This window comes from Pantoea sp. BRR-3P (assembly GCF_039621635.1).
In the GTDB taxonomy this organism is placed as follows: domain Bacteria; phylum Pseudomonadota; class Gammaproteobacteria; order Enterobacterales; family Enterobacteriaceae; genus Pantoea; species Pantoea floridensis.
On sequence record NZ_CP155066.1, the window covers coordinates 3,748,731 to 3,761,922 of the forward strand.

The window sequence follows — 13,192 nt, forward strand, 5'->3', positions numbered from 1 at the left end:
AGGAATGCGAAAAATTGTTGTCGGGCGAGCAAAAAGGGGAAGCGGATCACTTGTCTGGCGCAATTTGCATGAATTTTTGCAGCCTGAAGGTCAAAAAAAAGCCGGGAAACCCCGGCCTGTCTGGTTTGCCGCTGCGCTTAGTCAATCAGCAGACGCAGCATGCGACGCAGCGGTTCAGCCGCGCCCCACAGTAACTGATCGCCCACGGTGAAGGCAGAAAGGTATTCAGGCCCCATATTCAGTTTACGCAGGCGGCCAACCGGCGTGGTCAACGTGCCGGTAACGGCGGCAGGCGTCAGTTCGCGCATGGTGATTTCGCGATCGTTTGGCACCACTTTGACCCACTCGTTATGCGAAGCCAGCAGCTGTTCTATTTCACTCAGCGGCAGGTCTTTTTTCAGCTTCAGGGTAAATGCCTGGCTGTGGCAGCGCAGCGCACCAACGCGCACGCACAGGCCATCAACCGGAATCACACTGCTGGTGCGCAGGATTTTGTTGGTTTCCGCCTGGCCTTTCCACTCTTCGCGACTCTGGCCGTTGTCCAGCTGTTTGTCGATCCATGGAATCAGGCTGCCCGCCAGCGGTACGCCAAAGTTGTCGGTTGGCAAGGTACCAGAACGCGTGAAATCAGTAACGCTACGCTCAATATCCAGAATCGCGGAGGCCGGATCCTGCAGTGATTTCGCCACGTGATCATGCAGCATGCCCATTTGGGTCAGCAGTTCACGCATATGACGCGCACCGCCACCGGACGCCGCCTGATAAGTAGCAACCGATGCCCACTCCACCAGATCGTTGGCAAACAGTCCGCCGAGTGACATCAGCATCAGACTCACGGTGCAGTTGCCGCCGACGAAGGTTTTAATGCCGTTATCAAGGCCTTGACGAATCACATTGTGGTTCACCGGATCGAGAATGATGATGGCGTCATCCTTCATGCGCAGCGTGGAAGCCGCATCAATCCAGTAGCCCTGCCAGCCGCTTTCACGCAGCTTCGGGTAGACTTCACTGGTGTAATCGCCGCCCTGGCAGGTGATAATGATATCCAGCGCCTTCAGCGCCTCGATATCGAAAGCATCCTGCAGCGCACCGGTCGACTTAGCGCCGAACGCCGGTGCCGCCTGACCAAGCTGTGACGTGGAGAAGAAGACCGGATTGATGACGTCAAAATCGCGTTCTTCGCTCATGCGTGACATCAGCACTGAGCCGACCATGCCACGCCAACCAATAAAACCTACATTCTTCATTTTCTGTCCGTCTCGGGCGCTTCTGGAGAGGCCCTATGTGGTGCGAGGAAAAGACCGGCCGAACGATCGCGCCCGTCTGCGTAATAATCAGGTTTACCTATGACCGTCAACTCTACAAAATGCAGCACTTCTGGCAAGTGAATTAATTCGATTGCGCTAACTTTTTCAGCAGTACAACTAATAATGGCCCCCGGCCAAATCGATAGGATGGTTTACCTGACATGACTGAAATGATATCCGCGACCATATTGCTGCTGTTGATTATGGACCCGCTGGGCAACCTGCCGATCTTTATGTCGGTATTAAAGCACCTCGAACCCAAGCGCCGCCGGGTGGTGCTGATGCGCGAAATGCTGATCGCGCTGATTCTGATGCTGCTGTTTCTGTTCGCCGGTGAGCGCATTCTGGCGTTTCTCAATCTGCGCACCGAAACCGTGTCGATTTCCGGCGGCATCATCCTGTTCCTGATCGCCATCCGCATGATTTTCCCTTCCGGCGAAAGCAGCACCAGCGGCTTGCCTGCCGGTGAAGAGCCGTTCCTGGTGCCGTTGGCGATTCCGCTGGTGGCCGGCCCGTCGCTGCTGGCCACACTGATGTTGTTATCGCATCAGTATCCCCATCAGATGACGCATCTGGTCGGCGCGCTGCTGATTGCATGGGGCGTGACGGTGGTGATTTTGCTGATGTCGGGGCTATTTTTACGCCTGCTCGGCGATAAAGGGGTTAACGCGCTGGAACGTCTGATGGGATTAATATTGATTATGCTGGCAACGCAGATGTTTCTTGATGGGATTCGTACTTACCTGAAGTTGTAATTATCTTCAGGAGAAGCACGATATGAATATCACCATGCCGCTCAGTTAGGCGCCGCATTGAATCACTGCACATTCTGTAGCGGCGCGATTTATCGCGCCGCTACAATGTGTGCGCTGGGTTATTGGGGTGCTCTTAACTGACAAGCATCACGATATGAATATCAGCGTTTAATTTCGAATATTGGCTTAAGAATTGTAGGATGTAACTATAAGCAGTTACTTAAAGTTGTACTCTCTCATCAAGGCATCACACTTCTTTCAAAAAAATGGGTATATTTTCTGAACACCAGGAGGATGCCATGTTAAATAATATCGATCCTTACAAAGCGACAGGAATATTTATCATCATTGAAAGGATTTATAATCGTGACGTGCCAAACTGGCATGGAATTGGTTCTGAACTGGTTCAGATATATAAAGTTGTTTACCAACTCTACCGCAAGCAAGACCTTTTTCTTGACGGAGAAAGAATCACACCTGCAAATGCTTCATTATGGGATCATTTGAAAATTTTCGCAGGTTCAGAGCTTGAGCAACAAAACTCTAAAGACAACGAAACCCGCTTTGCTTTGGATTATGCAGGTTCGGAATTTAGAACAACGCCTCTCGTCTACCCGGGTTTGAATATTAAAAGCGTTTCTACTTTTTTGACCAGCGATCACCCCATCCCAACGCAAAGAATTCTGGCTTTTGGTCAAGACCCCATCCCTGACATCAAACTTTATGGCCGTTCGGATGCGCAATTTGTTATGGCTAACGGCGGAAAGGATGATCCGATGGCTGCAGCTAGATATGATTCAAATAGTGGTCAGCTGAAATTACTAGACCCCATTCATCAACTTTCCGCCGTGATGCGTGATATTACTTCATAGAGGTAAAGATGAGAGCTTTCTGCTTACCATTAGTATTTGCTGCACTTGCTTTGCTTTATGGTTTCTATTCTTGTCATCAAATTCTGGATTTTTACCTTATCGGATTCGATGGCATAACATCTGACATTAGCGTTATCTTCACTGCACCACTCTATGCTGCATTATTCTGTTTGTTTTATCAAAGCGCAGCATTTCGTTTATTCAATAGAGTAGTTAAATTCAGCACTTATAAAGAATGTATATTTCAGATTGCGTTTCAGATAACAAACACATTCACTTTATTAATTACAGGATGGCTGATTGCATGGAAAAAATCTGCTGAGCTAGTCACCCAATCTAAATTAGTAAGCATTGAAAGCATGGATATCATGTTAATTTACATCATATCCAGCGCCTTATCTTTTGCTTTATTTATCACAATCCGAAAAAGAATGGCTGATTAAATGGTAAAGCACAGGGGTGCGGCTATGGCACCCCATAAAATTTAATCACGGCTTTTTCTTATCTACCGGCTTACCTGACCAGTAACCGGCCAGCAGCGAACCGGAAAGGTTGTGCCACACCGAGAACAGCGCGCCCGGCAGTGCTGCCAGCGGTGAGAAGTAGAGTTTGCCCAGCGTCGCCGCCAGACCGGAGTTTTGCATACCCACTTCCAGCGCCAGCGTGCGGCAGGTCGATTCATCGAAGCCGAACAGTTTGCCGCCCCAGTAACCGCCTAGCAGACCAATCGCGTTGTGCAGAATCACCGCCGCAATCACCATTAAGCCGACCGAACCGATAAAGCTTTGGCTGCCTGCCACTACCGCACTGATAATAAGCAGAATACACACCATGGAAAATGCCGGCAGATAAGGCTCTACGCGGCGCACCACGCTATTCATCGAGTGGTGGATAATCAAGCCAAGGCTGATAGGGATCACCACGATTTTCACAATGCTAAGCAGCATGCCGACGACATCCACCTGAATGTGCGTATCGACATAGAGGCGCGTCAGCAGCGGCGTAGCGAATACGCCAACCAGCGCCGACACCGACGAGATGGTCACCGACAGTGCCACATCCCCCTTGGCCAGATAGATCATCACGTTGGATGCGGTGCCGCTCGCCACGCTACCGACCAGAATCATGCCTGCCGCCAGATCGGGTGGCATCTGGAACAGTTTCGCCAGTCCCCACGCGGCCAGCGGCATCACCAGGTAGTGCAGGAAAGTCCCGGCAATCACCGGCGCCGGGCGTACCAGCACGCGTTTGAAATCATCAATATTGAGCGTTACGCCCATGCCGAACATAATCAGCATCAGTAGATAGGTGACCCACGGACCAATGCCAAGAAAGGTGGATGGTGAATAATAAGCCGCAACCGAGAGCAGCACGGCCCAGAGCGGGAACAGGCGAGTAAGTTTGCCGAGCATAACCAGACTTCCTTAGGAATTATTTTATTATTGCCACAGATGAAATGTCGCGCAGGGAACGACCACAGCGACGGAGGCAGGATCATAACATTTCATTATCATGACGTAAGGCGGGAAGACGCCTGTGGGGACAAATGCGGATCGGCTGCTGCCGATCCGTGGAATACGGCGAAATTACTCTGCTTTTTCCAGCAAAAAGCGGTAGATCACACCACCAATCGCGGCACCAATAATCGGTAACACCCAGAACATCCACAGCTGCTCCAATGCCCAACTCCCCTGGAAGATGGCAACACCGGTACTGCGCGCCGGATTGACGGAAGTGTTGGTGACAGGGATGCTCACCAGATGGATCAGCGTTAACGCCAGACCGATAGCAATTGGCGCAAAACCTGCCGGAGCATATTTATCGGTCGCCCCCATGATCACAACCAGGAACACTGCCGTCAGAACCAACTCGCTGATCATGCCCGCCTGCAGGCTAAAGCCACCCGGTGAGTGTTCACCGTAACCGTTGGACGCGAAGCCGCTAGCAGCCGCATCGAAACCCGCTTTACCACTGGCGATCAGATACAACACGCCTGCCGCCGCAATCGCGCCGACCAATTGTGCAATAATATAAGGCACTACCTGAGCCGCTGGAAAACGTCCGCCAGCGGTTAAACCAATCGTCACCGCCGGGTTAAAATGGCCGCCTGAGATATGGCCGACGGCAAACGCCATCACCAAAACCGTTAAACCAAACGCCAACGCGACACCCGCAAAACCAATGCCCAATTCTGGAAACGCTGCAGCCAACACCGCGCTACCACAACCACCCAAAACCAACACAAATGTGCCGAGACTTTCTGCCACGAGCCTTTTCATATCTATTCCCTCAAATAATTTAATGTTTTCGCGGCGGGATTATCGTTTCAGGCGATTAAAGCACAACTGCTGAATGAGAGATTAGTGTGATTTTTAGGCAATTCCAGTGAAAACAAGAAGGGTCTCAGGCGCTTATCCGGGATTTTTCAGAAATGTCTGGCTCGAAAGCGACGCTACCGCTAGGCTTAAATTATTGTTTAAAAAAATTTACCAATAAAAAAGCCGGACCATGTCCGGCTTGATTTTTACTGCTAAAAATTTGCCTTAGGAACCAAAAAGATTCTTATGCAGTGCGCGTACCACCTCTTCTGCATCTGGCGTTGGCACCAGGAAGCACAGGTTGTAGCTGCTGGCACCGTAGCAAATCATGCGTAAATTAAACGGCTCCAGAGCGCCAAAGACCTCTTTGCCCACGCCACAGGCTTTCGACAGGTTATTGCCGATGATCGCCACCAGCGCCAGATTCTCTTCGACTTCCACACGACACAGCGAAGAGAGTTCAGTCAGCAGCGCCTGCGTCAGCAAGCTGTCACCGGTGGTGGTGGAGCCGGTGCTATCCAGCGTTAGCGCCACGCTCACTTCGGAGGTAGTAACCAGATCGACAGAGATGCTGTGGCGCGCCAGGATGTTGAACACTTCGGCGAGGAAGCCGTGGGCATGCAGCATATTCAGGCTATGCAGCGTCACCAGCGTTTGCTTACGACGCAGCGCCAGTGCCCGGAACAGCGGTGGATTTTTGGTTTCGTTGCACACGCGCGTACCGCCGGCGGCCGGATCTTTGCTCGAACCGACAAACACCGGGATATCGCTGCGCACGGCTGGCAGCAGCGTGGCAGGATGCAGCACTTTGGCGCCAAAAATCGCCATTTCAGCGGCTTCTTCGAAGGTAATTTCTTCGATACGTTTTGCCGTTGGCACCACGCGAGGATCGGTGGTGTAGATGCCCGCAACGTCAGTCCAGATATCGATACGCGCCGCCTGTAGCGCTTCGCCTAACAGCGCGGCGGTGTAGTCGCTACCGCCACGGCCCAGCGTGGTGGTACGGCCTTTAATTTCGCTGCCGATAAAGCCTTGTGTCACCACCAGCGCTTCAGCAATACGTGGCTGCAGCTGCGCCGCCGCCAGCTCTTTCACCGTAGCCACTTCCGGTTCCGCGCGGCCAAAACGGTCGCTGGTGCGCATCACTTTACGCACGTCGAACCATTCGCTGTTTACCTGACGCTCGCGCAGGATCTCCACGAACAGCAGCGTCGACATCAGCTCACCGTGGCTGACCAGCTCATCGGTCAGCGCGTGCGAAGTCGCCAGCGACGTGGCCTCAGATAGCATGGTGATATTTTCCAGCATGCGATCGATTTCGTCGCGAATCACATCCGGTGACTGCAGGCGATCGATGATGGCGTACTGAATACGGCGGATTTCATCCAGCAGGTACGCGCGCTGCGCTTGTTCCTGGCCTTCAGCAAGAGAAACCAGCAGGTTGGTGACGCCAGCGGAAGCAGAGAGCACCACTAAGCGAGTATTGGCATTTGACAGCACGACATCCGCGCTGCGGTTCATAGCATCAAAATCGGCAACGCTGGTGCCGCCAAATTTAGCCACGATCAGATGTTGAGACATGTAACGAACCCCGTGTCAGGTTATCTTTCTTCCGTTTTTGGGGCGGAAGACATAGTAGCAGCCTAGGCACAAGAGAAGAGCAGAATTGGGCAGACAAGATCAGAAGACAAGTCACCCAGAAGCGCTTCACCTTGCGAAGCGTCCGACTGTGGACGATTCTGGTGACAACCCAGAGGATTCAGCCCCTGCAGCCGACAGTGCAACACCCCGCGTGTTGCCCCACCTCGGCGTCACACCCCCTGATGTGTTATCTGCGGATACGGATCCTCAAACACACTGCCTGGGCGACGCGCCTCTTCTGGCTTACACCCGGAGGTGTAAGTAGCGCGCATAAAGTACTGATTAATTGTTCTGCTGTCCATACCCTTCATACGTCAAGTTTCAGGTGCGTTGGCTGCGTCTCTTCATCTCAGTCACTTACTTCAGTAAGCTCTTGAGATGAATACACTTGCCGCCTTCGTGAAACTCGAATTATTTTGGCTAGGCTTATTTCAGGTTGAAGATTTGCTCACCTTTACACTTCGGTAAACGCATCGTTGAACAAACGTGATGACCGACACCGACCTAAAGTAGAGTCCGAATGCAACAAACGCGGCTTTTTGCTGATGCGGCACAGGGAAATTTCCTGGCGTTCCGCTGACAATCGCCGCCGGATTTACCTGAAACACTGCGGCCACGGTCACAAATTTTTTCCCTTCGGTGGTAACTGTGGTCATACTCAACCCCGTGCAAGAATGCTAAGGATGCCGGGCCAGCAGGATGCCCCGGATGGAATGACGGTTCTTATTTCAACTAGAGTGTTGCCATGAAAAATATCAATCCGACACAAACCGCAGCCTGGAAAGCGCTGCAGCAGCATTTTGAACAGATGAAATCGGTGCAAATTGCCGACCTGTTTGCGCAAGATGCCGATCGTTTTGCGAAATTCTCTGCCACTTTCGATGACCAGATGCTGGTGGATTTCTCAAAAAACCGCATCACCGAGGAAACCCTCGAAAAATTACAGGCGCTGGCTAAAGAGACCGATCTGGCAGGCGCCATTAAATCGATGTTCTCTGGCGAGAAGATCAACCGCACCGAAGAGCGCGCGGTACTGCACGTAGCGCTGCGTAACCGCAGCAACACGCCGATTGTGGTCGATGGCAAAGACGTGATGCCGGAAGTCAACGCGGTGCTGGCGAAGATGAAAGGCTTCTCGGAGCGCATCATCAGCGGCGAATGGAAAGGCTATACCGGTAAAGCGATCACCGACGTGGTTAACATTGGTATAGGTGGTTCCGACCTCGGTCCCTTCATGGTGACCGAAGCGCTGCGTCCGTACAAAAATCACCTCAACATGCACTTTGTTTCCAACGTCGATGGCACACACATCGCCGAAACGTTGAAAGATCTCAGCCCGGAAACCACGCTGTTCCTCGTCGCCTCCAAAACCTTCACCACCCAGGAAACCATGACCAACGCCCACAGCGCGCGTGACTGGTTCCTGAAAACCGCAGGCGACCAACAGCACGTGGCGAAGCACTTTGCCGCGCTGTCGACCAATGGCAAAGCGGTCGGTGAGTTCGGTATTGATACCGACAACATGTTCGAATTCTGGGATTGGGTAGGTGGCCGCTATTCACTGTGGTCAGCCATCGGTCTGTCGATCATTCTGTCTATTGGCTTCGAGAACTTCGAGCAGCTGCTGAGCGGCGCGCATGCCATGGACAAACACTTCGCCAACACGCCTGCCGAGCAGAACCTGCCGGTGCTGCTGGCGCTGATTGGTATCTGGTACAACAACTTCTTCGGTGCAGAAACCGAAGCCATTCTGCCGTACGACCAATACATGCACCGCTTTGCTGCCTACTTCCAGCAGGGCAACATGGAGTCCAACGGTAAATACGTCGATCGTGAAGGCAATCCAGTGGATTACCAGACGGGTCCAATCATCTGGGGCGAGCCGGGCACCAACGGTCAGCATGCGTTTTACCAGCTGATTCATCAGGGCACCAAACTGATTCCGTGCGACTTCATTGCCCCGGCGCTGAGCCACAACGTGTTGGCCGATCATCATCCAAAACTGCTATCGAACTTCTTCGCGCAGACCGAAGCGCTGGCGTTTGGTAAGTCGCGTGATGTGGTAGAGAAAGAGTACACCGATGCCGGTAAATCGGCCGAATCCGTGGCGCACATCGTGCCGTTCAAGGTGTTCCAGGGCAACCGTCCAACCAACTCCATCCTGCTGCGTGAAATTACGCCGTTTAGCCTCGGAGCGCTGATCGCGCTATACGAGCACAAGATCTTCACCCAGGGCGCGATTCTCAACATCTTCACCTTTGACCAATGGGGCGTTGAGTTGGGTAAACAGCTGGCAAACCGCATTCTGCCAGAGCTGGAGAATGACGCGAAAATCAGTAGCCACGACAGCTCGACCAATGGCCTGATCAACCGTTACAAATCCTGGCGTTGAGTTCATCGGGGCAACCCCATCGCCAGTAACAAGCCGTCATCGCAGGATGACGGCTTTTTTATTTGCTGAATTAGAACTTTACCGACGCCTGCACGAAGTATGTACGCGGTTCACCCACATACTTGCCGTAGTTGTTATCGGTGGATCGGGTGAAGTAGCGCTGGTCAAACAGGTTTTTCACCCCGGCCCCCAGCGTCAGATTTGACCACGCTGGACCGAAGTCATACTCGCCGCGCGCGTTCCACACCATCCAGCCCGGAATATCACCATACTGACCATCAGGCGTCTCTTCGGTAATGTATCCATTGCCGGCGTCCGCAGAACCCGGCGAACGCTGGCCAGACTGGGCGAAACCGTCTAAGTTCCATACCCAATTTCCGGTCTGATAACGGGAACCCACGGTAAATACCTGGCGCGAGTAAAACGGCAGATCTTTACCGGCAAACTCCCCTTTCTGCGCCGTGGCTTTGGTGTACGTGTAGGTGGTGTAGAGGCTCATCCCTTCCAGCGCGGGTGCCCACTCGCTCAAATCGTAGTTCAGCGCCAGCTCAATCCCTTCATGCCGCGTGGCACCCAGCGTGGTCCAGCCAATGGTATTGTTGATGTACTGCAGCTGGTTGTTGAAATCGATGTAGAACGCCGTCAGCTCAGCTTTCACCACGGTATCGTCGTAACGCGTTCCCACTTCATAGGTATAGGCTTTTTCCGGCTCAAGACCGGGTGCAGGCTGGCCGCCACTGCCACCGCGCGTCAGCTGGAAGTATTGCAGGCTACCAAAGGAGGTATTGGCGTTGGCGAACAGTTTCCATGAATCACTCAGGTGATACATCACATTCAGCGACGGCAGAGGTTCGCTGTATGACTTGTTGCGGTCAATATTGGCAAAACCATCTGAGACGTGAGTTTTGATATTTTCGTAACGCACACCCGGCGTGATTGTCCAGTTGCCGACGTTTACCGCGTCATCGATATATACCGCATGAGCTTCAGAACCGCCTGACGAATGCTGGTAATAATTTTCTTTAGCATCCGGCGCAGAAAAGGTGGTGTCCGGATCGTACCACCCTGAGCGATAGCCCTTTTCATCAGAGGTTTCATTCAGATAGCGGTAACCTACCGTGACTTCATGCGCCATATCCCAGATGCGGAACATCCGGGAATAACTCGGCTCTACCGCCCAGGTCGTATAATGGCGCGGTGCGGCAGCCAGACGACTTTTACCCAGATTCACACCGGTGCCAATGCCGCTTTGAATATCACTGGTACGGAAACTTTTGGTGAAGTAAGTCAGCACTTCAAGCTGGCTATCCTCTTCCTGATGGCGATATTTGAATGACATATCCTGACGGCGGCCTTCAAATTGATCGTAGCGACGCACCGACTGGAACGGATTGGCCTTGTACTGCGCTGCCGTTAAACCACCCGGCATCCCCGCTGACGCGTTGTAGTAGTGGAAGTTGGCAGTTAGCTGATCTTTATCCGTGAAGTCATAGCGAGTCTTCAGCATGAAATCATCGATATCGGTATTGTCATTGTTGGCGCGATAGCCCTGGCCGTGCAGTCCGGAGTAGAGCAACTCCGCGCCGAAACCGTTATCGGCGGTACCGCCGATGGAAGCACTGGTAAGCGTTTTCAATCCGCCATGTTCTGCGCCTTCGGTCTGCGTGCTGACGCCGCCGCCGAAGGTTTTCGGGATCTCTTTGGAGACGAAGTTAATCACCCCGCCCACGTTTTGCGGCCCGTAGCGTACCGCGGTGCCACCGCGAATCACGTCAATCGACTGAATATTGCCCATCGACAGAGGCGCCATCGACAGCTGCGGTTGGCCGTACGGTGCAACGGCCAGAGGCACGCCATCCATCATAATGGTGGAGCGCGGAGAGAGGCGTGAGGTCAAACCACGTACGCCGACGTTCAGCGACACGTCACTGCCGCCCGTACCGTTGTTTTCCTGGACCTGCACGCCGGGAATGCCGCGCAGAGCTTCGGAAACCGTTTCAGCCCCTTTCTCTTTCACCTGCTGACTGGAAACAATGGTTCGCGCGCCGGGATGGTCAAGCACCACGCTGTCTGGATCAGCATTGTCGAGCCAGTTGCCCACCACGGTTAAGTTGTCGGTACGATCGGCGGTTGTAGAAGTTGATGTTTCTGCAGCATGGGTGGGTAATGCGAAGGCGATAGCGCTCGCAAGCAGCGAATAGTGATAACCCTTTAACATTTATTAAATCAATCCCCAATAAGACAACTGTTTTTGTTTTAAAAAAGAAACAAGAATATGAATAATAACCATTATCAATTATAAAGTAAGGCAAGTTGATGCGTAAACGCTCTTTTGTTTATGCGGCACGCTTTTTATGGCTGTAACCTTGATATGAAAGGGTTAACAGCCCAGTTTCCGTTCCACTTTTTACAGGTTGATTGACCATGCGATTCCCCCTCATTCGCGCGCTGCTGGCGAGCCTGCTGCTTACTGCTGCAGCATGCGTCGCGGCCGATCCCATTACTGTCACAGACATTGCCGGCCGCCAGGTGACGCTAGCGCATCCGGCGCAGCGCGTGATATTGGCTGATGCCCGGGCGCTACAGGCGCTGCAAATCGTGCATCCTGACGATCCCTTCAAAAATTTGATTGCCTGGGATAACACGCTTAAAACCAAAGCGCCGGATCTCTATGCGCTCTACCTGCAACGCTTTCCGCAGCTGAGCAAGCTGCCGATGCTGGAGAATGCTTACCTGAGTGATTTCAGCGTTGAACGCACGGTGCAGATGCGTCCTGATCTGATCATTTTTGATTTCGGGGTGCTGGAGAAGCTGAAGCAGAGTCGTGTATTGGATCAGCTGGAGAAGATTGGCGTTCCGGTGGTGTTCATCGATTTTCGCCTGCGCCCATTAAGCAGCAGCGTGCCGAGCATTCGCCTGCTGGGCAAAGTGCTGGGCGATGAACAGCATGCGGAAGCCTGGAGTCAGTTTTACCAACAGCGTCTGAGCCTGATCCGCGATCGCACAGCATCCCTCACCGCCCAACAGCGTCCGCTGGTGTTTATTGAGCGTCATGCGGGCATGACCGGCGACGAGTGTTGTTTCACCTATGGCAAAGGCAGCTTTGGCGAATTTATTGAAACGGCGGGCGGGAAGAATGTGGGCAGCGATCTGTTCTCGGGCAAAAATGGCACCATCGGCCTTGAGCAGCTGATTACCAGCCAACCGGGCAAATACCTGATGACCGGCGCAGACTGGAGCGATAACTATAAACAGAGTATCGGCGTGCCGCTCGGTTATACCGCTGACCTTAAGCTCGCTCAGCAACGCCTTGATCATTTGCTGAATCGCAACGGTCTCAACGTGCTGAAGGCGGTGAAACAGCGCGATGTGATGGTAATTTATCATCAGTTCTATGACAGTCCGCTCAATATCCTGGCAGTAGAAGCCATGGCGAAATTCCTGCATCCGCAGCTATTCACCGACCTCAACCCTCAGGCAGATCTGGAGACGGTTCATCACGACTTCCTTAAAATGCCTTATTCCGGGTTATTTTGGCTAACGGCGACGCCTTGATATTTCCTGCCACATCAGATCCACAGATAGATTAATTCATCCCTGCTTGTTGGGATGAATTTCACCGCAGCAAAGCCATGACCCCGGCAATATTCCCTTCACTATGACGTTTAACTCCCTAATACCGCTGACAACGCCGTTATTTACCCATCACGTCACAGTTAGATTATTCTTAAAGTGACCTAAGGATAATCGGATCTTTTCAAGATAATTCCGAATGGCGCTCACTAAAAAATGGATCTATTTACCGAGAATTTAAATCTATCCGTATGATTGATTTATGATTTTTATTTATCCTGCTTCAGGAAAATCTGATTATTCCTATTCCGTACCAATAGTTAATGCAAAAGTG

At 52.4% G+C, this 13,192-nt stretch carries 11 protein-coding genes and 1 riboswitch; of the genes, 5 read left to right on the top strand and 6 right to left on the bottom strand.

Features of this window, described 5'->3' with window-relative positions; genetic code table 11:
* Positions 1 to 137 precede the first annotated feature (137 nt).
* On the bottom strand, positions 138 to 1,247 hold the full coding sequence (gene asd, locus AAGR08_RS17360) for an aspartate-semialdehyde dehydrogenase (RefSeq protein ID WP_345827446.1): 1,110 nt from the start codon (positions 1,245 to 1,247) through the stop codon (positions 138 to 140).
* Between the two features lie 221 nt (positions 1,248 to 1,468).
* Between asd and AAGR08_RS17365 the strand changes: the two genes are divergently transcribed.
* The 3 genes from AAGR08_RS17365 (at position 1,469) to AAGR08_RS17375 (ending at position 3,377) form a co-directional block, all read left to right on the top strand.
* Entirely contained in the window at positions 1,469 to 2,062 is a 594-nt protein-coding gene (locus AAGR08_RS17365; RefSeq protein WP_345827447.1) for a YhgN family NAAT transporter, read from the top strand.
* A gap of 299 nt (positions 2,063 to 2,361) precedes the next feature.
* On the top strand, positions 2,362 to 2,934 hold the full coding sequence (locus AAGR08_RS17370) for a hypothetical protein (RefSeq protein WP_345827448.1): 573 nt from the start codon (positions 2,362 to 2,364) through the stop codon (positions 2,932 to 2,934).
* 8 nt (positions 2,935 to 2,942) lie between these two features.
* On the top strand, positions 2,943 to 3,377 hold the full coding sequence (locus tag AAGR08_RS17375) for a hypothetical protein (RefSeq protein WP_097095275.1): 435 nt from the start codon (positions 2,943 to 2,945) through the stop codon (positions 3,375 to 3,377).
* 45 nt (positions 3,378 to 3,422) lie between these two features.
* Here AAGR08_RS17375 and panS read toward each other — a convergent pair whose 3' ends face one another.
* From panS to AAGR08_RS17395, 4 genes are all read right to left on the bottom strand, one after another.
* The gene (gene panS, locus AAGR08_RS17380; protein WP_097095276.1) at positions 3,423 to 4,346 is read right to left on the bottom strand and encodes a ketopantoate/pantoate/pantothenate transporter PanS; all 924 of its coding nucleotides are present in this window, start codon (positions 4,344 to 4,346) and stop codon (positions 3,423 to 3,425) included.
* 174 nt (positions 4,347 to 4,520) lie between these two features.
* On the bottom strand, positions 4,521 to 5,213 hold the full coding sequence (aqpZ, locus tag AAGR08_RS17385; RefSeq protein WP_345827449.1) for an aquaporin Z: 693 nt from the start codon (positions 5,211 to 5,213) through the stop codon (positions 4,521 to 4,523).
* 264 nt (positions 5,214 to 5,477) lie between these two features.
* Positions 5,478 to 6,833 carry a lysine-sensitive aspartokinase 3 gene (gene lysC, locus AAGR08_RS17390; protein WP_097095278.1) on the bottom strand — a complete coding sequence of 452 codons (1,356 nt, stop codon included), beginning with the start codon at positions 6,831 to 6,833 and terminating at the stop codon, positions 5,478 to 5,480.
* 111 nt (positions 6,834 to 6,944) lie between these two features.
* A riboswitch (Lysine riboswitch) is annotated at positions 6,945 to 7,139 on the bottom strand.
* 185 nt (positions 7,140 to 7,324) lie between these two features.
* Positions 7,325 to 7,549: a hypothetical protein gene (locus tag AAGR08_RS17395; protein WP_141400223.1), complete on the bottom strand. Its 225-nt coding sequence runs from the start codon at positions 7,547 to 7,549 to the stop codon at positions 7,325 to 7,327.
* An 89-nt stretch (positions 7,550 to 7,638) separates the two neighbouring features.
* On the opposite strand from AAGR08_RS17395, the gene pgi reads away from it, so the two are divergent.
* The gene (pgi, locus tag AAGR08_RS17400) at positions 7,639 to 9,285 is read left to right on the top strand and encodes a glucose-6-phosphate isomerase (RefSeq protein ID WP_097095279.1); all 1,647 of its coding nucleotides are present in this window, start codon (positions 7,639 to 7,641) and stop codon (positions 9,283 to 9,285) included.
* A 70-nt stretch (positions 9,286 to 9,355) separates the two neighbouring features.
* On the opposite strand, the gene AAGR08_RS17405 is transcribed toward pgi, so the two are convergent.
* The gene (locus AAGR08_RS17405) at positions 9,356 to 11,503 is read right to left on the bottom strand and encodes a TonB-dependent siderophore receptor (RefSeq protein WP_345827450.1); all 2,148 of its coding nucleotides are present in this window, start codon (positions 11,501 to 11,503) and stop codon (positions 9,356 to 9,358) included.
* 206 nt (positions 11,504 to 11,709) lie between these two features.
* Here AAGR08_RS17405 and AAGR08_RS17410 point away from each other — a divergent pair, with 206 nt between their 5' ends.
* Positions 11,710 to 12,840 (top strand): ABC transporter substrate-binding protein, encoded by a 1,131-nt coding sequence (locus AAGR08_RS17410; protein WP_345827451.1) that lies wholly within the window; start codon positions 11,710 to 11,712, stop codon positions 12,838 to 12,840.
* Positions 12,841 to 13,192: the final 352 nt, after the last annotated feature.